The sequence below is a fragment of the Paenibacillus typhae genome (assembly GCF_900099765.1).
Taxonomy (GTDB): domain Bacteria; phylum Bacillota; class Bacilli; order Paenibacillales; family Paenibacillaceae; genus Paenibacillus_AQ; species Paenibacillus_AQ typhae.
The window spans coordinates 36,365-53,901 of record NZ_FNDX01000042.1; the positions used below are offsets into that span (position 1 = coordinate 36,365).

The following is a 17,537-nucleotide window of genomic DNA, read 5'->3' on the forward strand; positions in this document are numbered from 1 at the left end:
CTAAAGAACACTGTCCGCCACCGGTTTGCACCAACCACCGGCTCTCTGTAGACATTCAGAATCTTTGTTCCTTCATCGGTTTTGCTTGATTAATTTTTCATAATGTAACATGGTGATGCCAGCTGTGTCAATAGGCTTATTCTGCCCGGACTGCCTTGAAGTGAGCATTATTTTTCGTTATGATGCTATAGCTGGCTCTACTCATAAAAGAACGGAAGCTGCGGCATAACTTCTTTCCCGTAATACTGCTCGCGCCATTTCATGAAGTCCTGTTCCTGCACAGCTCCAGTAGAGATAAGCAGCGTGATGGAGGACTGGACGTCCTTCAGGCCGAGCGAGCTGGCAGTGCCGGAATAGATCATATCATCAATCTTTGCTGTAATATCCTGCGGATCGTAGGCGCCGTAGATTTTGCGGTTCAGCATGATATTCGCGACAGTCGAATTCTTGAGCAGCAGAGGCATCCTTTTCCAGGCCACAAAGGACAGCGTCTTAATCGCCCCTGTCTCTGCAGGAATGCTGCTGCTGGTTTTGGAACCCCATTTAAGCATGGATTCATAGAAGTCCTTTTGCCCGAGCAGCCCGAATTTGATGGCACTTGCCGTAAAATTGTCATTCTTCAGCGCCTTGGCGGTTTCAGAACCGGAGGTGCCCGCAGTCACTTTGCTCGAAGCCTGTGAGAAGAGCGTCAGGCTTTTCAGAATATTGAGCTGGGACTGTGACAGCAGCGGAGAACTGGTGAACAGGGAATCCTTACTGACCTTGTCGTATTGTTTGTCAGCCAGGAGGCTGAGATTCTTCAGCGATGCCGCGTTCGTGCGGGCATCCGTGCTGCGTGCCAGATTATCCACTTCGTTATTCCAATTCCGCTTGAATTCCCGGTAAGGCAAAAATACGTTATGATAGAAAGCAACAAGATCCTGCTGCTGGTACGACCCGGAGAATTCCTCCAAAGCCCCTTCAGCATCGGTCAGATGGGCATATTTCGCCTCAGTCTTGTCAGCTCCAACCTTCACTCCCGTAAAAAATGCGGCAAATGCGCAGATCAGGAAAAATAGAAAGCCCAGTGTGTATAACATTTGAGTGCGGGAGTTACGGCTATTCATAATTTAGTGCTCCTTCTTCTGGGGAAATTATCTTATGTAAAAACAAATTAGAACAGGCAGGTTACAATGAAAAAATTCAAATTTGGCAACATCAAGATCAAAAAGGCCGACCCGCAGCAGCTGACAGACAAGCTGCTTCTGCTAAATCTCTATATTACACAGGGCCTTACTTTATTTATCGGCCTGATATGGATATTATTGCAGAAAAGAAATCCCATTGACATATTAAATTTTCCTGACAGCGCACAATTTGTGTTCTGGGGCCTTGGTCTGGCTGGCATTATGCTGGTTGTGGATTTTTTGTTAACACATATTGTACCTCAGGACAGCATGGATGACGGAGGCATAAATGAGCTCTTGTTCGGCCGCCGCCCGTTCTGGCATATCATTATCATTGCGGCGATGGTTGCGGTGTGCGAGGAGCTGCTGTTCCGCGGTGCCATTCAACACGCTTTCGGCCCTTACTGGACCAGTATTTTGTTCGCGGTTATTCATGTCCGCTATCTCCGCCACTGGATTCCGACCGCGTGGGTATTCCTCAGCAGCTACGGGCTTGGCTATATTTACATTCACACGGGCACATTGTGGGCGCCGATACTTTGCCATTTTCTGATCGACTTGTTTTCAGGCCTGGTCATCCGCTACAGGAGGGAGTCATGAGCGAGGAATTAAGCCGGGTTAAATCCCGCCGCAAGTCCGCTGAGCGCAAAAGCCGCTCTTCAGCCGGTATCAACAGTAAAACAAAAACAGTCCAGACATCAACTGAAGCACACCCCGGACAAGTAGTTAAGCCATCCGGAGGCCTCTCCAGAAAAGCAAGATATGCTTCAGGAGGCGCCGAGAGGGCGGAAAAGCAACAAAGAGCTGCCGCTGAGGGAGAAGCAGAGACCCCTTCCCGCTCGCAAAGTTATCCTTCTCAGCGTGTCCGGTGGAGCAAAATATTTGTCAACACGCTTAGCGCCCTGTTTATCCTGCTGCTCGCATTCCTTGTCTGGTGGGGAATCGAGGGCGCACCAGAGCTGAGAAACTTATGGTAGCGGCCTGGATTATCGGTGCCGCCGCTGCCCTTCTGCTTGGACTGGGTATTATAGGCACTATCATGGTTTTTTCCGCTTTCGGGAGGAACATTATTGCCGAGGAAATATTCCTTGCCGGCCTGCCGCCGGAATTTGACGGCTTCCGGATTCTGTTTATTACCGATATCCATCGCCGGCGGCTTCCCGAAGACCTTCTTGCACCGCTGGCCGGAAAGGTGGAAGCCGTCTTTCTGGGCGGTGATATAACGGAGAAGGGCAATCCGCTGACCAGGCTGGCAGATAATATGAAGCTTGTTGCATCACTTGCTCCGGTGTATGCGGTTCACGGCAACCATGATTACAAGGCAAAGACTAATCTTGCTGATAATATCATCCGGGCCAGCGGAGCAAGGCTGCTCATGAACGAGAATGTCTCTATTGAGCATCAAGGCGGCAAGCTGCTGCTGACCGGGGTCGACTTCCCGCGGCAGGGGGGCAAAAAGGGGTATGCCCCTTTGCCGGCGGTCCCTTCCAGGGAAGCTGGCTGCTTCCGGATCATTCTCGTGCATGACCCGCTGTGGCTGTCCGGGCAGGATTCGGTTCCGGCAGACCTGATTCTTGCCGGCCATACCCACGGCGGCCAGGTTGTGCTTCCGTTCAGCCTGCAGATGCATGCCGATCCGTTCTACCGTACATACAATGCCGGCAAGTTCACCGTACCAAGAAAAGACGGCAGCGGAGCCGAAGCCAAGCTCCTGATCAGCCGGGGCTTCGGTACTGCGCATCTTCCCGTGCGCTGGCGGAGTCCGGCGGAGATTCATGTGCTTACGCTGCGCCAGGGTAAGGACAGGGGGAAGACCTGAACCTGACAGCCCGTTGGCGACGTTTTTGTTTTTTTATGTATGGTATTATTGTAAACGCAAAAAAGGGGCCCGCGGCAATAGTGCCTGGGGTCCCTTTTTTTGGAATCGGGTAAGTGCTTTGTGCTTAGCGCTGCTTGAGCTCGATGCTGCGCGGATCAACAAAGCTGTAGCCTTTGCCTTCAAGCGTAGTCAGCAGCGTGTCGAGCGCCTCTACTGTCCAGGGGAGCTCGTGCATAAGGATATTGCTGCCGGAATGCAGCTGATCCGTCACGTTTTTGACCAAGGTTTCGGTCTTTGCCAAATCCTTCTCCTTCATCTCCCAGTCGAGTGATCCGACAGACCAGGTCATGTACAGCATTCCGTTCTCAGCGGCTACCTGCTTGCCGACATCTCCGCCGGCACCATGCGGCGGACGGAAGAAAGCCGGAGCTTCTCCGGTTATTTCCTTGACAATGGCCTGGACATCCCCGATCTGTTTTTGCACTTCTACGTAACTTTTATCCTTCAGCACGATATGATCCCAGCTGTGATTGCCGATAATACCTCCGCGCTCATGCAGCAGCTTCAGCAGCTCGGGATGCTCCTTTACCCTATAGCCGTTAACAAAGAAGATCGCCTTGGCCTGATGCTTGTCCAGCGTATCCATGAGGGCGTTGATCATCTCCGCTTCCTTAGGGCCGTCATCAAACGTAAGCAGGACTACCTTTTTGTCCGTACCTTCCTCATTGGGAACAATATCGTAATTTTTGTTCATATGGTACAGCAGCGGAATTTCGGTAGCCGCCGGCTCACTGCTTGGGGGAGTGGCTGTGCTGGATCCCGGAGCAGCTGAAGCTGACGGGGCTATGGTTGCTTCCGTGCCATCCTTTGGTGCCGGACTGGAGGATGCGCTTGGAGCTACAGTGCCTGCGGCATCTTCCTGCGGTGCTGCTGACACTTCTGCAGTTGCAGCCGGAGCTGTCGCAGTACCGCCCTGTGCAAGGTCTTCATTGTTGTTGCCGCTGCAGGCTGACAGCAAAAGGGTTGCCAGCAGCAGGGCTGTGATTGCTTTACCCACTTTTTTCATCTCGCTTTCTTGTTGTTTGGCTGTATGAGCGGGAATCTTTCCGCGAACACTAAGCATGATTTTACCATACAAGGAGGTTAGAGATATGAATACTTCGTCATTTCTGTGCGGAGTTGTGCTTGGTGCAGCCGCAAGTATGATTATGTCCAGAAAACGCGGCGCCATGATGTCCTCGCTCATGCAGTCCGGCGGCCAGCTCCAGGGTGCAGGGGAAAAAGCGCGTGACAAAATTGTGGGCATGGCGTTGACCGGGTTCGGCAGCACGGCAGCTGACGGCTCACATGACAAAGCAGACAAAACAGAACACAAGACATCTTCCCAGGCCGGACACAAAGACGATACATCGCTGAAGTCGAGGGAGTCCAACCTGAACATGCTGAAGGATTTCATCCGTACAAATCCCGATGTAAAACATGAAGTGGAGCAGATTCTGAAGGACACGCATACAGTCATACCCGGTTTGTAACCGCAAGGCAGCAGTACAGAATCATTTTGGGGATGATTCCATCCGCAGAATGATTCTTTTTTTGTTCAAAATGGGGGCATAGTGGTAATGAATGATTAAATATATTTATTTACGTGCATTTAGTGCGCCAAAATGATAACATACTTACATAGTAACCATTTTTGGCTCATTACTCGGGACTCATCATACATTAATATTAAATGAGCTTGCAAAAGGAGGATCCTGTCATGAGAATAGAGCGATTAGGTCAAGATAAGATACGGATTTTCCTCACTTTTGACGACCTGAGCGAGCGGGGCATCCAGAAGGAAGATATGTGGCAGGAAGTTCCCAAGGTGCATGACCTTTTTACGGAAATGATGGACCAGGCGTACAGTGAGCTTGGCTTTGACGCTACCGGTCCGCTTGCCGTTGAAGTGTTCGCATTGCCCGCGCAAGGTATGGTCGTTATTGTGACCCGGGGAAAATATGATCACCATCAATACGGTGGAGCCGGGGAAGAAGAAATGCCTGAAGAGATTTACGAAATGGAAGTTACATTAGAACAAAGCGACTCCATTGTGTATGCATTCCGCGATTTTGAGATTCTGGTCGAAGCGGCTCATGTACTCATCGGCAATATTACTTCCCAAGGAAAACTGTATTCTTATAATGATAAATGGTACCTCTACTTCGATCCGAAGGAATATGAAGAATCTGTGCTCACGGGACTGGTTGCCGTATTGTCTGAGTTCGGTGATTCATCCCCGGTGACAGAAGCTGTGCTGGACGAATACGGAAAGACAGTAATGGCTGAGAACGCTATTGAGCTGTTGTGCACACATTTTAAGCGCCAGGAATAAGCGTAGAGCGGGCCTCGGCATCAGCCGGGCCCCTTTTGTGAAAAAAATACGGTAGAGAAAGTTTCGGGGGAGGAAGTTTGGTGCTTTTGTTATCGGTCATTACGTCGGCAGTGGCACCAGGACTTGCACTGCTGACTTTTTTCTATCTGAAAGACAAGTACGACCAGGAACCGCTCCATATGGTCATAAAGGTATTTTTGCTGGGACTGCTGATTGTTTTCCCGGTCATGATTATTCAGCGGGGCATGGTGCTCGGGCTTGGAGGCGGAGCATATGTGGATTCTTTTCTGATATCTGCCGGAGTCGAAGAGTGCCTGAAGTGGTTTGTGCTGTACCATATGATTTACAATCATACCGAATTTGACGAGCCTTATGATGGAATACTATATGCTGTAGCGATTTCGCTCGGCTTTGCAACAATTGAGAATGTAATGTATGCCTGGTACAGCCATGCTACGCTTGGCTCCATGTTTATCAGGGCACTGCTTCCGGTCTCGGGTCATGCGATGTTCGGAGTCATTATGGGCTATCATATGGGCCGTGCTAAGTTCACCAAGGGAAAGAAGCCAAGAGGGATACTGCTGGTGTCCTTGCTGCTGCCCTGGCTATGGCACGGAATATACGATTTTATCCTCGCCACCATGTCCAACTACTGGATCTGGTTCATTGTGCCTCTGATGGCCGTATTGTGGTATGGAGGCATGGGGAAGGTGGCGCTGGCCAACAGCCGTTCACCGTTCCGTTTTCTGAAGCGTGAAGAAGAGGTTAACCTTTAAAAGAGATGGACACACTTAAATCTACCGGAAAGTTCCGTATTAAGGAATTCCAGAGAGGAGAGAGGTGTCTTTTTTTGCGTGTAAAAGTCCGGATTGTATGCAGACAGTGTGGCGAATCCTACATATTAAGAGGCAGCAAGGAGCAGGGGATCGTCCAGACGGGTTTCAAGCAATGCCTGTGCAGCAGCAGCAGCGGCTTTGATATTGAAGAGCGTGCCTGATCCGGGCGCTGCTCTGGAAGTAATCTCTTTTTTTTTGCTTACTGCATTGGTGCATAACTCTTCTCAGTTATTGTCAAACTAACGGCAATAAGCTACTGAAAGGAGTCTTGCATCCCAATGTACAAAAGATTAAGTGCCATAATGTTCCCGCTTACTGCGCTGCTGCTGGTTGGAGCGCTGGTCTGGGGGTATCAGGAGAACCAGGAGAAGAACTCGATTCTGATTAAAGCGGAGAACCAGTACCAGCGTGCTTTTCACGATTTGTCCTATCACATGGAACGTCTTCATGGTGAACTGGGGAATACCCTTGCTGTGAATTCTGCCTCTAACGGGATGCACCGCAAAGGTCTGGTTAATGTATGGCGGCTGACCAGTGAAGCGCAGAATGAGATTAATCAGCTGCCGCTTACACTGCTGCCGTTCAGTGAAACCGAGGAGTTCCTGTCCAAAATCTCCAATTTTTCCTACAAGGCTGCCGTGCGTGATTTTACCAAGAAGCCGTTGACCGAAGGGGAAATGGCGAATCTGATGGCACTCTACAAAAACTCCGGTGAGATCTCCAAGGATCTTCAGGAGGTGCAGGAGAAGGTTATCGGTAAAAAGCTGCGGTGGATGGATGTGGAAACCGCGCTGGCGACCGAGGAGAAAGCCGAGGACAACACGATTATCGACGGGTTTAAAACTGTAGATAAGCGCGTTGCAGCTTACCCTGAGCTGGATTGGGGGCCATCTGTAGCGAGTATCTATGATAAACGGTCTGTGAAAAAGCTCGGCGGCAAGCCGGTCACCGCCGAGGATATCAGAGCCAAGGCGGTGAAACTCGCCGGAGCCGGAGCTAACGCAAAGGTGGACATCCGCGAAAACGGGAAGGATACCGAATGGGCTTCGTATACGGCTACGGTGACCAGCCAGGGCCACCAGCAGCCGGTCACCATGAATTTCACCAAAGAAGGCGGGCTGCTGGTAAGCTACAACGACAACCGTGAGGTTGGGGAAGCGAGGGTCTCACTGGAGCAGGCGGCGGTTAAAGGGGCGGAATTTCTTGAGAAAAAAGGATTTCCCGGCATGACGGCGGTCAGCGCGGACCGGTATGACAATCTGGGGAATCTGACCTTCGTAAGCAGCCGGGACGGGGTGCTGATTTATCCGGAAAAAATCACAGTCCGGACCGGGCTGGATACGGGGGAGCCTACAGGCTTTCAGGCTAGCGATTATGCAAAGGAGCATCAGGAGAAGCGGAAGATTCCGGAGCCGGGTTTATCCCTTGAGCAGGCCAGAACGCATCTCAATCCGGAATTCAAGGAGCTGTATCACCGGCTGGCCTGGATTGAGAATGAGGATGCGACAGAACTGCTGACCTATGAGTTCGGAGGCAAAATCAACGGTTCACAGTACCGTATTTACCTCAATGCCGCCGACGGAAACGAAGAATCGGTGGAGGAGGTAAGGACCTCCTCAGGGGCCCAGGATAAACAAAGATAAAATACAGTCTGATGGAGGAGGCTTCCGACGGGAGCGCTCCTCTTTTTTTGCGGATACAAATTTGGCCGGGTTCTCTGCAACTTTTACTAACCCGGTGTCAAATGGCCATGCTATAATCGGTAATATACTTAATTACTAACTCTGTGGCGGTGACCGGATTGTATCCCAAAATTAATGAACATCTTTACATACAGGTAGCTTCGAGCGATGCGGCTGAGGCTGAGATTGAATACAGGTCCAGGATTGCGGACATCGAGGATGATGCGATTCTGATTGAAATTCCCATGCAGATCGGCAAAGCCCGGCTTAAAAAACTGTTTATGGGTGATGAGCTTTCCGTTTATTTTCTGACTGAGGGCGGGATCAAAAACTATTTTAATACCCATGTAATCGGCTTTAAAGAGGATGTGATCCGGATGATCAGAATCCGCAAGCCGGAGTCAGAACATATCTTCAAAATCCAGCGCCGCAGCTTCCTGCGGGTTACGGCAGAGCTTGAACTGGCTGTCAAGGACGCGCTTGGCAGCCGGATTCTAGTCCGTACCGATGATGTCGGCGGAGGGGGGACCTCTTTTCTCAGCGACGGCAAGGTCAAGTTTGCGGTTGCGGACAAGCTAAGCTGCTGGATGCTGCTGCCTTACCGCAACGGCAGTATTGAGCACGCTTATTTTGAAGGAGAGATTGTGCGGATGAAGCAGCTCGACAACAAACGTAATCTCGTCATGCTGAAGTTCTCGTCGATTTCCGATGCTGAGCGGCAAAAAATTATCCGCTTTTGCTTCGAACGGCAGTTCGATTTCCGCAACCGCTGACCATTTTTGCGTATAATTTTACATGTTTAGCCCCTTATGCGGTTTTGCACTGTGTTCCAAACTGTGGTATAATTTTATAAGTCGCAGGCAATGCCTGCTTTTTTCTTGATAAGATCAGCAGGTTCCTCGGGAATTTGCAGCCAGCCGGATTTCCGGCTGAAAGAGTGTTTGAGGAGGAATGCCCCGTTGGACAGGCAGGGTACACATACTTACGACAGAATTAACGTCGCCATCGACGGACCTGCCGGGGCAGGCAAGAGCACTGTTGCCCGATTGGTAGCACGCAAGCTTTCTTACATTTATGTTGATACGGGTGCCATGTACCGTGCAATTACCTGGTATATGCTCCGTGAAGGCATTCCGCCTGAAGATGAGCTTCAAGTGAACCGGATTGTCCGGGATATGATTATTGAGCTCATTCCGGAGGAAGATGTACAGAAGGTGCTGATCAACGGGGAAGACGTAACCCCGCATATCCGCAGTCTGCAGGTCAGCGGCCAGGTGTCGCAGTACTCGAAGCTTGAAGAGGTACGTGACAGGCTAAGTCATCTGCAGCGTCAGATGGCACTCCGCAAGGGAGTGGTCATGGACGGCCGCGACATCGGTACGACCGTACTGCCGGATGCCGAAGTGAAGATTTTTATGACGGCAAGCGTGGAGGAGCGGGCTCTCCGGCGTTACAAAGAGCTGAAGGACACGGAAACAGTGACTCTAGAGCAGCTTGAACACGATATTGCAGCACGTGACCGTCTTGATGAAGGGCGGGAAATATCACCGCTGCGCCGTGCGGAGGATGCTATTCTTCTGGACACGACCTTTATGGATATCAATCAAGCCGTGGAAGCCATTGTCTCCCACTGCAGATCTTATGTTGACGGGGAGAGAAATCATTCATGATTTATGTCATTTGCCGTGGATTGCTTCGCTTGATTTATGCCATCCTGTTCCCGCTAAAAATTGTGGGGAGAGAAAATGTGCCAAAGGAGGGCGGGGTACTGCTCTGCGCGAACCATATCAGCCTGCTCGATCCGATGACGATCGGGATCAAGCTGAAACGTCAGGTCAAGTATATGGCCAAGGCCGAACTGTTCGGAGTTCCCGTGCTGGGCTGGCTTATCGGGAAGCTTGGCGCTTTTCCTGTCAAACGTGGCGGCGTAAGCAAAGAATCCATTAAAACGGCCCTTAATACGCTTCGCGGCGGACATGTGATGGGCATCTTTCCGGAAGGAACCCGTAATTCTGATACCGGTGTGGCGAAGAAGGGCGCAGCCAGCTTTGCGCTCCGAAGCGGGGCAGCAGTTGTTCCGGCCGCTATCATCGGTTCTTACAAACCGTTCCGCCGGATGACCGTTATTTACGGGGAGCCCATTGATCTGAGCGCTTTTGACGGGGCGGGCAGTGATTCTCTGGAAGAAGTCACCGATGTTATAATGGGACGAATTCATGAGATGATCCGGACCGGCAAGCCAAGCGTAAGGTAGGTCCGTGAATTTAAGGTATTTACAGTTACTGAGGAATAACGGCATAACCGCTATTTTTTGGAACATACTATCGTAATACTGTAAATGTTATACAAGTATTGATTGTTTTGAACCCTGCTCTTACGCGGGTTTAAATAAATGGGGTTTTGAATCGAGGAGGGTAATCACATGTCTGAAGAAATTAAAAATCAGGAAGCTGCGGCTAATGTTGAGAACAACGAAGCCGTAGAAGCGACAGAAGCTGTGGAAACCGCTGCACCTGTTGCCGGCAACGAAGAAGAAGTGACTAGCCAAGAAGGTTTGGAAATCATTTCTGTGAAAAAAGGCGATACCGTGAAAGGAACAATCGTCAAAATCGAAGATAACCAAGCTTATGTAAGCATTGGATATAAATACGACGGTGTGATTCCGATTCGCGAACTTTCTTCCGTACAGCTGGACAACGCTGCAGCAGCAGTTGAAGTTGGACAGGAAGTGGAATGCAAAGTAGTAAGCGTCAACGACAACAAGGAAAGCCTTGTGCTCTCCAAACGTGCCATTGACAGCGAAAAATCCTGGGAAGATCTTGAGAAATACTTTGCTTCCCAGGAAGCGTTCGAAGTTACTGTGGCTGACGTTGTCAAAGGCGGTCTCGTAGCTGATGTGGGCGCACGCGGATTTATCCCGGCTTCCATGGTTGAACGCCACTTCGTAGAAGATTTCAGTGACTACAAGGGCCGTACCCTCCGCGTAAAAGTGAAGGAACTGGACCGTGAGAACAGCAAGGTTATTCTTTCCGCGAAGGAAGTGCTGGAAGAAGAATTCGAAGCTAACAAGCAGAAGATCATGTCCGAACTGACTGAAGGACAGATCATCGAAGGTACAGTACAACGTCTGACCCAGTTCGGCGCATTTGTTGATGTGGGCGGCGTTGACGGTCTGGTTCACGTATCCGAGATCGCTTGGAACCACGTTGAGAAGCCGTCCGATGTTGTATCCGAAGGCGACAAAGTTACTGTTAAAGTACTTAAAGTTGATCCGGAAAAAGGCAAAATCAGCCTTAGTATCAAAGCTGCTGCTCCAGGTCCTTGGGATTCCGCTGCAGGCAAAATCAACATTGGCGATGTAGTAACAGGCGAAGTTAAGCGCCTTGTTAACTTCGGAGCATTCGTTGAACTGCTTCCAGGCGTTGAAGGCCTTGTGCACATCTCGCAAATTTCCCACAAGCACATCGGTACTCCGCACGAAGTGCTTAAGGAAGGACAAGAGGTTCAGGTTAAGGTTCTGGACTTCAATCCATCCGAGAAGCGCGTCAGCCTCAGCATTAAGGAAACCGAAGAAGCTCCGGCTCCTACGGCTAAACCTGAACGCAGAGAGAGACAGGACAGAGCTCCAAAGGAAGTTCTGAACAATCCTAACGTTTCGCTCAGCAACGAAGGTCTCAGCTTCACACTGGCTGAGCGTTTCGGTGACAAGCTGGACAAATTCAAGGGCAATAACTAATCCCTTAAATTAAGCTTTGCACAGCAGTATAAGAATGCTGCATAAGGCGACTTATGTGCTCTTATATGTGGTGTCATACCGGGTAAAGTAATCGGCGAGCCCTCATCCTGAGGGTTCGCCGATTGTGTTTGTATGGAGTTAGCCAATTGTAATGTTTTTTGCTATGATGAGAAACGTAAGGAAGACAGGAGGAATGGAATATGGCAAGACCCGTTGTGGCCATAGTAGGCCGGCCTAACGTCGGAAAGTCGACGATTTTTAACCGGCTGATTGGTGATAAACTGGCCATTGTAGAAGATAAACCGGGAATTACCCGGGATCGGATTTACGGTATTTCCGATTGGAACGGCAAATCCTTCAGTGTCATTGATACCGGAGGGATTGAAGTGGACGGTGAGGATTTCATCCTGAGATCGATCCGCGTCCAGGCGGAGCTGGCTATCGAGGAAGCGGATGTTATTATTTTCATGTGTGAGGCCAAAAGCGGCCTGACAAATGCAGATGAAGAGGTAGCGCAGATTCTGTTCCGGTCCGGCAAGCCGATCGTACTGGCGATCAATAAAGTGGATAACATGAAGCGTGCAGAAGACATCTATGAATTCTATAGTCTGGGCATCGGCGATCCGATCGGTATTTCCGGCAGCCACGGCACAGGCGTCGGCGATTTGCTGGATGCGGTTGTGGAGAAGCTTCCTGATAAGGTTGATGAAGAATACGACGATGATGTCATTCGTGTTGCGCTGATCGGCCGGCCTAACGTAGGCAAGTCCTCGCTGGTCAACGCCATTCTGGGTGAAGAACGCGTAATTGTCAGCGATGTAGCCGGAACTACACGCGATGCGATAGATACTCCTTTTGAACGGGATGGCCAGAAGTATGTCCTGATTGATACAGCGGGTATGCGCAAGCGCGGTAAGGTTTACGAGAGCACTGAGAAATACAGCGTTATGCGCGCCATGCGGGCTATAGAGCGGGCTGATGTTGTTCTGGTTGTTATTAACGGCCAGGAAGGCATCATCGACCAGGATAAGCATATTGCCGGTTATGCCCATGATGCGGGCAAAGCTTCTATTTTTGTCGTAAACAAGTGGGATGTCGTGGAAAAAGACGACAAGACCATGCAGCATTTTGAAAATACAATCCGTGATCACTTCCTGTTCATGACCTATGCTCCGGTTGTATTCCTGTCGGCATTAACAAAACAGCGCCTGCAGAAGCTCCTGCCGGTCGTGCAGCATGTTGCACAGCAGCATGCCCTGCGGATTACAACCCACCTGGTTAACGATGTTGTATCCGATGCCGTGGCCATTAATCCGCCGCCTACCGATAAAGGACGCCGTCTGCGCATTAACTACGTAACCCAGGTTGCCGTGAAGCCGCCGACGATTGTGGTGTTTGTAAATGACCCGTCGCTGATGCACTTCTCCTACGAGCGTTATCTGGAGAACAAGATCCGCGCAGCGTTCAATTTTGAAGGCACACCGATCCGCCTCTTTACGCGGCGTAAATCTGATAACGAAAGTTAGGGGAGAAGAGTAGTGGCGTTTGAACTTCTGGTTATCGTAGTAAGCTATTTGCTTGGCTCTGTCAGCTTCAGCGTATTGCTTGCCCGGCTGCTTAAAGGGATTGATATCCGCCAATATGGCAGCGGTAACGCCGGGGCGACCAATACGCTGCGGGTGCTTGGAAAAGGACCGGCGATTCTGGTGCTGATTCTGGACGTGCTGAAGGGCATTGCCGCGGTCTGGCTGGGGACATGGGCCGGCGGCTGGGGAAGCTGGGTCGCGGTCGGCTGCGGAATTGCAGCCATTATCGGTCACAACTGGCCGGTGTATTTCCATTTCCGCGGGGGCAAGGGGGTTGCTACGGCGATCGGCGTCATGGCGACACTGTTCTTCTGGCCTGCGCTGGCAGCGGGCGTTATTGCCATTGTGTCTATTGTCTTGACCCGTTATGTATCACTCGGCTCCCTTATTTTTGTGGCGCTGACTCCGGTATTTCTGCTGTTTGCCGAGTTTACGGCACCGGAGCTGTGGGGCAGTCTGATTATTGCAGCCTTTGCCTTCTGGCGGCACCGCAGCAATATCGTGAAGCTGTCACAGGGAAGAGAGAACAAAATCGGCTCCAAGGCCAAGGAGGGGAATCGTGTTGTCTGATAAAGTAACCGTGCTGGTCGCAGGCAGCTGGGGAACTGCGCTGGCCTCTGTGCTGGCGGCTAACCACAAGGAAGTTTATCTATGGACACGGAGGCCCGAACAAGCTGCCGAGATCAACGAACACCATACCAACGAGCACTTTCTGCCGGGTATACGACTGCCTGAGAATATCATTGCCACTACGGATATGGAACAGGCTGTTTCCGGCTCCAAAGCAGTGGTGATTGTCTCGCCTTCCTCCGGCATGCGCCAGGTGGCGCGCAGCCTCAAGGCTTTCTGGAAGGAGGATATGCTCTGTATCCATGCGACCAAAGGCTTCGAGACGGAAACCATGAAACGGATGTCCACGGTTATTTCCGAGGAGCTGGGCTGCAAGGAGGGAGAGATCGTTGTCCTCTCCGGGCCCAGCCATGCTGAGGAGGTCGTCCGCCTCTGTCCGACAACCGTTGTTGTTGCTTCTGCAGATGAAGCGCGTGCAGTCACTGCACAGGGACTGTTCATCAATAACGATTTCCGCGTGTATACCAACCGCGATCAGCTCGGTGTTGAGCTGGCTGGAGCGCTGAAGAATATCATCGCTCTCGGTGCAGGACTGTCCGATGGTCTGGGCTTCGGTGACAATGCCAAGGCTGCGCTGCTAACCCGCGGGCTTGCCGAGATTGCCCGGGTAGGGGTTGAGCTTGGCGCCAATCCGCTGACCTTTTCCGGACTGGCCGGACTCGGCGACCTTGTTGTTACGGCAACCAGCCAGCACAGCCGTAATTGGCGTGCCGGGTCGATGCTGGGACAGGGCAAGCCACTGGCCGAAGTACTGGATTCCATGGGTATGGTTGTGGAAGGAATTCGTACGACGGAAGCCGCCTATGCGATTTCTGTTCGTTTAGGCGTTCAGATGCCGATTACCGACCAGATCTACCACGTTCTGTTTAAAGGCAGAACCCCGCGCAGTGCGGTGGAGGCTCTGATGGGCCGTGACCGTAAAACGGAAATGGAAGCTATCTCACAGGAAACCTGGGAGCAGTGGCATTCCTGAGGATAGGACTGTTCACCTTTTGCCGGATATTCTCATATGTTGTAGTGGGGATTGACGGAGGAGGGAAGAAGAGTGAACAAAGATTTTTCCAAGGATGCCCTGAATGCCATCAATAAAAAAACGGGGAAGAACATCACACCAGGTGCAATCAAAAAGCTCGCGAGCACAGTGAAGCCGGGAACCACACAGAATGAAGCCCAGCTCCGCCAATTGATCAAGCAGGTGTCAGCAATGGCTAAAGTGCCGGTCACTGAGGCTACTGTGCAGGAGATCGTAAATGCGGTCAAAAAAGGCGGTACGAATTCCGGCACAATGGAGTCTTTAATGAAAATGCTGATGAAAAAATAGTTCGTCCTTTGGGTTATTCAAGGAGCAAAGGAGCCGGTATCTAGCAGATTCCGGTTTTTTTGCTCTTTTTTGCTGCAGAATACACTTTATAGGTTTCGCGGCTTATGGTTCATGCTATAATATTTGCAATTCAATATAATCGGCAGGAGGCAGAGTAATTATGGACCCTATGACTAAGATGTGGTTGTCGCTGATTGCGATACTGATTATGGGCGTATCCGTATTTCTGATCACCTTTGCCCGCAGCAGGACAAGGGGACTGCTCAGAGCGGTATTATCGGTCATTGCTTTTGTCATCATGCTGATCGGTTTGCTCAGCGGAGCGGCATCCATTATGTAAGCATTTACAAACAGGCTCAGTCAGATGTATTTCTGGATTATCGTATGACGATTTCTCAGGAATGGAGCGTGTGCAGATGGCAGGGACGGGAATGTCATACATACAGGAGACAGCATTAAGGAAGGTTGCCGAAGCACTGGATTTAAGCTGGATGGAGAAGCCGCCGGTCTGGCTGCTGGGCGGGAGCTGTAGTCTGATGCTGCATAATGTTTCATTAAGCAGACCGCCTGCCGATATTGATCTGTACGCTGATCTGGAGGATGCAGCACCGCTGCACGAGGCGCTCAGCTGTTATTCGGCGGACAATGGGCCTGAGGAAGATTACAGCGGCAATTGCTACTCAAGACGCAGCCGTTATATAGTGGGGGAAATGAAGGTGGAGCTGGTCTGCGGATTCCGCATCGGTAATCCGCCCTTTGGTTACACCGTAGATATACATTCGCTGTTCCGTCATGCACCTGTCAGCGGGATCGGCAGCAGCCTGATCCGGCTGATGCCGCTGGCACATGAGCTGCTGTACAATATGCTGCGAGGGAGAACCGAACGCTGCCGGGATATTGCCGGCAGGATGCTCAGCAGCCTGCAGCAGCATGCTTCTCTGCTTGAGCAGCTGGCTGAGCAGAACAGGCTCGATCCCGCCTGCCGCGCAGAGCTTAACAGACTGCTGGGGCAGCCGCCGGAAACAGAATTCAGGAAGGAAACTGCTCGATGAAATCGCAAAGAGGAATTACGGTTACTTTTTTGCCGGATGAACGCACGTCTGTAGTCAAGCAAGGCACGACACTGCTGGAGGCAGCTCGCAAAGCTGGCGTTGTACTGCCTACACGCTGCGGCGGCAAGGCAGCCTGCCTGATGTGCAAGGTAACAATCGGCCGGGAAAGCAAGGATGCGGTACGGCCGCCGGATGAGGCAGAGAGACGCAAGCTGGGCAGCCTGCTGGAGCAGGACGTACGGCTGGCCTGCCAGACGGCTGTACAGCAGGAGCTGAATGTTAATGTACCTGAGGATCCGCTCAAAGCCGCAGTACGGCGCCGGCTGGAAGCTGCACGGCGCGGTGAAATGGACGAGCTGTGGTAGGACACAACATTTAACGATGATTCATTAATGCACTAAATATACGAATACTTTACACCTATTGAGCTGGCGGGGAGGCGTTGGATATGGATAAGTATATGGGGCTGGGCAGTATAGGTTCCTCTATCCTGAAGCTGGCGCGGCCGCTGCTGCTGCTGTGTGTCCTGGCAGGCTGCATGTATCCCGAAGAACAGCAGCAGCCGGGAGGCGGCAGCAGAGAGAGTGTCCGGCGCGTACAGGCAGCCGTGGAGGAGTATCAGCAGAGGGAAGGGCTGCTGCCGATTCTGAACAGTGATGCGGACACACCGCGTTATGAGAAATTTGTGGTTGATCTGGAGAAGCTGCGCTCGCAGGGGGATCTGGATGAAATTCCCCCGGCAGCATTTGAGCAGGGCGGAAACGCTTATTTTCTGATTCTCAATGAGGAGACGGCACCTATTGTGAAGCTGATGGATCTGGTTACCGTGCAGAAGGTAAATGATGTCCAGCGCCAGGTCAACCGCTACAAGTCTGCTCACGGCGGGAGTCTTCCGGCAGGTGAGGAGTATTATCCCGGAGTCTATGCTGTCGATCACAAGCTCGCAGGTTCGTCAGCAGTCACATTAAGCAGTGTCTATTCCGGCCAGCCGCTGGAATTCATCATGGACGGGGAGGGCAAGGTGTATGCTGATTATTCGGCCGACATTATGACTGCAATCGGGCAGTCCGGAACTGCTCCAGACTCAGATCAGGATCTGCGGACTGTGCTTGAGACAGCTTCCTACTATGTGCCCGTGAAATCCCTGCCCTATCTGTGGATCGGCGGCAAACCGGTTCCGCAGCCTCCGCATAGTCCATAGAATATGTTTGCAAGTCCCCTTAACCAGGGGGCTTTTTATTTTTGGGCGTGCCCAGAGGCACGCATTATCTAGTTGGTGCAAGTCCAACCAAGAGAGGGGCCAAGCCACTCTTGTAGCTAGGATGCTTGCGCATG

General features: G+C 51.3%; 22 protein-coding genes and 1 other annotated feature (1 of these 23 cut by a window edge). Of the genes, 20 read left to right on the plus strand and 2 right to left on the minus strand.

The features are described from left to right. Positions 1-85 (minus strand) — a binding site (T-box leader) (it extends 142 nt beyond the left edge of the window). Positions 86-197: 112 nt separating this feature from the next. Continuing rightward, on the minus strand, positions 198-1,106 hold the full coding sequence (locus tag BLR64_RS23885) for a hypothetical protein (RefSeq protein ID WP_090718426.1): 909 nt from the start codon (positions 1,104-1,106) through the stop codon (positions 198-200). Positions 1,107-1,172: 66 nt separating this feature from the next. Between BLR64_RS23885 and BLR64_RS23890 the strand changes: the two genes are divergently transcribed. Genes BLR64_RS23890 through BLR64_RS23900 form a run of 3 tightly spaced genes read left to right on the plus strand, consistent with a single transcriptional unit; the run spans position 1,173 to position 2,985 of the window. Beyond that, on the plus strand, positions 1,173-1,766 hold the full coding sequence (locus BLR64_RS23890) for a CPBP family intramembrane glutamic endopeptidase (RefSeq protein ID WP_090718428.1): 594 nt from the start codon (positions 1,173-1,175) through the stop codon (positions 1,764-1,766). Next, positions 1,763-2,143, plus strand: coding sequence for a hypothetical protein (locus BLR64_RS23895; RefSeq protein WP_090718431.1), 381 nt, complete (start codon positions 1,763-1,765; stop codon positions 2,141-2,143). The genes BLR64_RS23890 and BLR64_RS23895 overlap by 4 nt, the downstream gene beginning before the upstream one ends. Then, on the plus strand, positions 2,137-2,985 hold the full coding sequence (locus BLR64_RS23900; protein WP_090718433.1) for a metallophosphoesterase: 849 nt from the start codon (positions 2,137-2,139) through the stop codon (positions 2,983-2,985). The genes BLR64_RS23895 and BLR64_RS23900 overlap by 7 nt, the downstream gene beginning before the upstream one ends. A gap of 124 nt (positions 2,986-3,109) precedes the next feature. On the opposite strand, the gene BLR64_RS23905 is transcribed toward BLR64_RS23900, so the two are convergent. Beyond that, the gene (locus BLR64_RS23905; protein ID WP_244157838.1) at positions 3,110-4,051 is read right to left on the minus strand and encodes a polysaccharide deacetylase family protein; all 942 of its coding nucleotides are present in this window, start codon (positions 4,049-4,051) and stop codon (positions 3,110-3,112) included. Positions 4,052-4,136: 85 nt separating this feature from the next. Here BLR64_RS23905 and BLR64_RS23910 point away from each other — a divergent pair, with 85 nt between their 5' ends. The 17 genes from BLR64_RS23910 (at position 4,137) to BLR64_RS23985 (ending at position 17,403) form a co-directional block, all read left to right on the plus strand. Next, positions 4,137-4,517, plus strand: coding sequence for a hypothetical protein (locus BLR64_RS23910; RefSeq protein ID WP_167360772.1), 381 nt, complete (start codon positions 4,137-4,139; stop codon positions 4,515-4,517). A gap of 227 nt (positions 4,518-4,744) precedes the next feature. Next, on the plus strand, positions 4,745-5,359 hold the full coding sequence (locus tag BLR64_RS23915) for a genetic competence negative regulator (protein ID WP_068729974.1): 615 nt from the start codon (positions 4,745-4,747) through the stop codon (positions 5,357-5,359). Positions 5,360-5,439: 80 nt separating this feature from the next. Next, on the plus strand, positions 5,440-6,135 hold the full coding sequence (prsW, locus tag BLR64_RS23920) for a glutamic-type intramembrane protease PrsW (RefSeq protein WP_068729972.1): 696 nt from the start codon (positions 5,440-5,442) through the stop codon (positions 6,133-6,135). 74 nt (positions 6,136-6,209) lie between these two features. After that, entirely contained in the window at positions 6,210-6,356 is a 147-nt protein-coding gene (locus tag BLR64_RS30425; protein WP_167360774.1) for a hypothetical protein, read from the plus strand. A gap of 117 nt (positions 6,357-6,473) precedes the next feature. Continuing rightward, positions 6,474-7,838 carry a germination protein YpeB gene (gene ypeB, locus BLR64_RS23925; protein WP_090718439.1) on the plus strand — a complete coding sequence of 455 codons (1,365 nt, stop codon included), beginning with the start codon at positions 6,474-6,476 and terminating at the stop codon, positions 7,836-7,838. A gap of 158 nt (positions 7,839-7,996) precedes the next feature. Beyond that, positions 7,997-8,650 (plus strand): flagellar brake protein, encoded by a 654-nt coding sequence (locus BLR64_RS23930; RefSeq protein ID WP_208607222.1) that lies wholly within the window; start codon positions 7,997-7,999, stop codon positions 8,648-8,650. A gap of 186 nt (positions 8,651-8,836) precedes the next feature. Next, the gene (gene cmk, locus BLR64_RS23935) at positions 8,837-9,547 is read left to right on the plus strand and encodes a (d)CMP kinase (protein WP_090718441.1); all 711 of its coding nucleotides are present in this window, start codon (positions 8,837-8,839) and stop codon (positions 9,545-9,547) included. Next, complete coding sequence (locus tag BLR64_RS23940) at positions 9,544-10,131, plus strand: lysophospholipid acyltransferase family protein (RefSeq protein ID WP_090718444.1); 588 nt, start codon at positions 9,544-9,546, stop codon at positions 10,129-10,131. The genes cmk and BLR64_RS23940 overlap by 4 nt, the downstream gene beginning before the upstream one ends. 168 nt (positions 10,132-10,299) lie before the next feature. Continuing rightward, positions 10,300-11,613 (plus strand): 30S ribosomal protein S1, encoded by a 1,314-nt coding sequence (gene rpsA, locus BLR64_RS23945; protein WP_244157839.1) that lies wholly within the window; start codon positions 10,300-10,302, stop codon positions 11,611-11,613. Between the two features lie 200 nt (positions 11,614-11,813). Beyond that, positions 11,814-13,139 carry a ribosome biogenesis GTPase Der gene (gene der, locus BLR64_RS23950; protein ID WP_068729962.1) on the plus strand — a complete coding sequence of 442 codons (1,326 nt, stop codon included), beginning with the start codon at positions 11,814-11,816 and terminating at the stop codon, positions 13,137-13,139. A 12-nt stretch (positions 13,140-13,151) separates the two neighbouring features. Further along, on the plus strand, positions 13,152-13,769 hold the full coding sequence (gene plsY, locus BLR64_RS23955; RefSeq protein ID WP_090718446.1) for a glycerol-3-phosphate 1-O-acyltransferase PlsY: 618 nt from the start codon (positions 13,152-13,154) through the stop codon (positions 13,767-13,769). Further along, a complete protein-coding gene (locus BLR64_RS23960) occupies positions 13,762-14,802 on the plus strand; it encodes an NAD(P)H-dependent glycerol-3-phosphate dehydrogenase (protein WP_090718447.1) in 1,041 nt (346 codons plus the stop codon). Before plsY ends, BLR64_RS23960 begins: the two co-directional genes overlap by 8 nt. 72 nt (positions 14,803-14,874) lie before the next feature. Next, positions 14,875-15,150 (plus strand): stage VI sporulation protein F, encoded by a 276-nt coding sequence (locus BLR64_RS23965; RefSeq protein ID WP_068729957.1) that lies wholly within the window; start codon positions 14,875-14,877, stop codon positions 15,148-15,150. Positions 15,151-15,310: 160 nt separating this feature from the next. Next, complete coding sequence (locus BLR64_RS23970) at positions 15,311-15,490, plus strand: DUF2768 family protein (protein ID WP_090718450.1); 180 nt, start codon at positions 15,311-15,313, stop codon at positions 15,488-15,490. A 91-nt stretch (positions 15,491-15,581) separates the two neighbouring features. Beyond that, positions 15,582-16,202, plus strand: a complete 621-nt coding sequence (locus BLR64_RS23975) for a hypothetical protein (RefSeq protein ID WP_139172080.1) — start codon at positions 15,582-15,584, stop codon at positions 16,200-16,202. Then, positions 16,199-16,567 carry a 2Fe-2S iron-sulfur cluster-binding protein gene (locus BLR64_RS23980; RefSeq protein ID WP_090718456.1) on the plus strand — a complete coding sequence of 123 codons (369 nt, stop codon included), beginning with the start codon at positions 16,199-16,201 and terminating at the stop codon, positions 16,565-16,567. Before BLR64_RS23975 ends, BLR64_RS23980 begins: the two co-directional genes overlap by 4 nt. Before the next feature lie 83 nt (positions 16,568-16,650). Continuing rightward, on the plus strand, positions 16,651-17,403 hold the full coding sequence (locus tag BLR64_RS23985; RefSeq protein WP_090718459.1) for a hypothetical protein: 753 nt from the start codon (positions 16,651-16,653) through the stop codon (positions 17,401-17,403). Positions 17,404-17,537 lie beyond the last annotated feature (134 nt).

Bases quoted from the DNA above. Each gene is read 5' to 3' on its own strand.
- BLR64_RS23890 (WP_090718428.1), top strand. From the start codon at position 1,173: ATGAAAAAATTCAAATTTGGCAACATCAAGATCAAAAAGGCCGACCCG.
- BLR64_RS23985 (WP_090718459.1), top strand. From the start codon at position 16,651: ATGGATAAGTATATGGGGCTGGGCAGTATAGGTTCCTCTATCCTGAAG.
- BLR64_RS23900 (WP_090718433.1), top strand. From the start codon at position 2,137: ATGGTAGCGGCCTGGATTATCGGTGCCGCCGCTGCCCTTCTGCTTGGA.
- BLR64_RS23975 (WP_139172080.1), top strand. From the start codon at position 15,582: ATGTCATACATACAGGAGACAGCATTAAGGAAGGTTGCCGAAGCACTG.
- BLR64_RS23940 (WP_090718444.1), top strand. From the start codon at position 9,544: ATGATTTATGTCATTTGCCGTGGATTGCTTCGCTTGATTTATGCCATC.
- BLR64_RS23910 (WP_167360772.1), top strand. From the start codon at position 4,137: ATGAATACTTCGTCATTTCTGTGCGGAGTTGTGCTTGGTGCAGCCGCA.
- BLR64_RS23895 (WP_090718431.1), top strand. From the start codon at position 1,763: ATGAGCGAGGAATTAAGCCGGGTTAAATCCCGCCGCAAGTCCGCTGAG.
- BLR64_RS23885 (WP_090718426.1), bottom strand. From the start codon at position 1,106: ATGAATAGCCGTAACTCCCGCACTCAAATGTTATACACACTGGGCTTT.
- BLR64_RS23980 (WP_090718456.1), top strand. From the start codon at position 16,199: ATGAAATCGCAAAGAGGAATTACGGTTACTTTTTTGCCGGATGAACGC.
- der (WP_068729962.1), top strand. From the start codon at position 11,814: ATGGCAAGACCCGTTGTGGCCATAGTAGGCCGGCCTAACGTCGGAAAG.
- rpsA (WP_244157839.1), top strand. From the start codon at position 10,300: ATGTCTGAAGAAATTAAAAATCAGGAAGCTGCGGCTAATGTTGAGAAC.
- ypeB (WP_090718439.1), top strand. From the start codon at position 6,474: ATGTACAAAAGATTAAGTGCCATAATGTTCCCGCTTACTGCGCTGCTG.
- BLR64_RS23970 (WP_090718450.1), top strand. From the start codon at position 15,311: ATGGACCCTATGACTAAGATGTGGTTGTCGCTGATTGCGATACTGATT.
- BLR64_RS23905 (WP_244157838.1), bottom strand. From the start codon at position 4,051: ATGAAAAAAGTGGGTAAAGCAATCACAGCCCTGCTGCTGGCAACCCTT.
- BLR64_RS23915 (WP_068729974.1), top strand. From the start codon at position 4,745: ATGAGAATAGAGCGATTAGGTCAAGATAAGATACGGATTTTCCTCACT.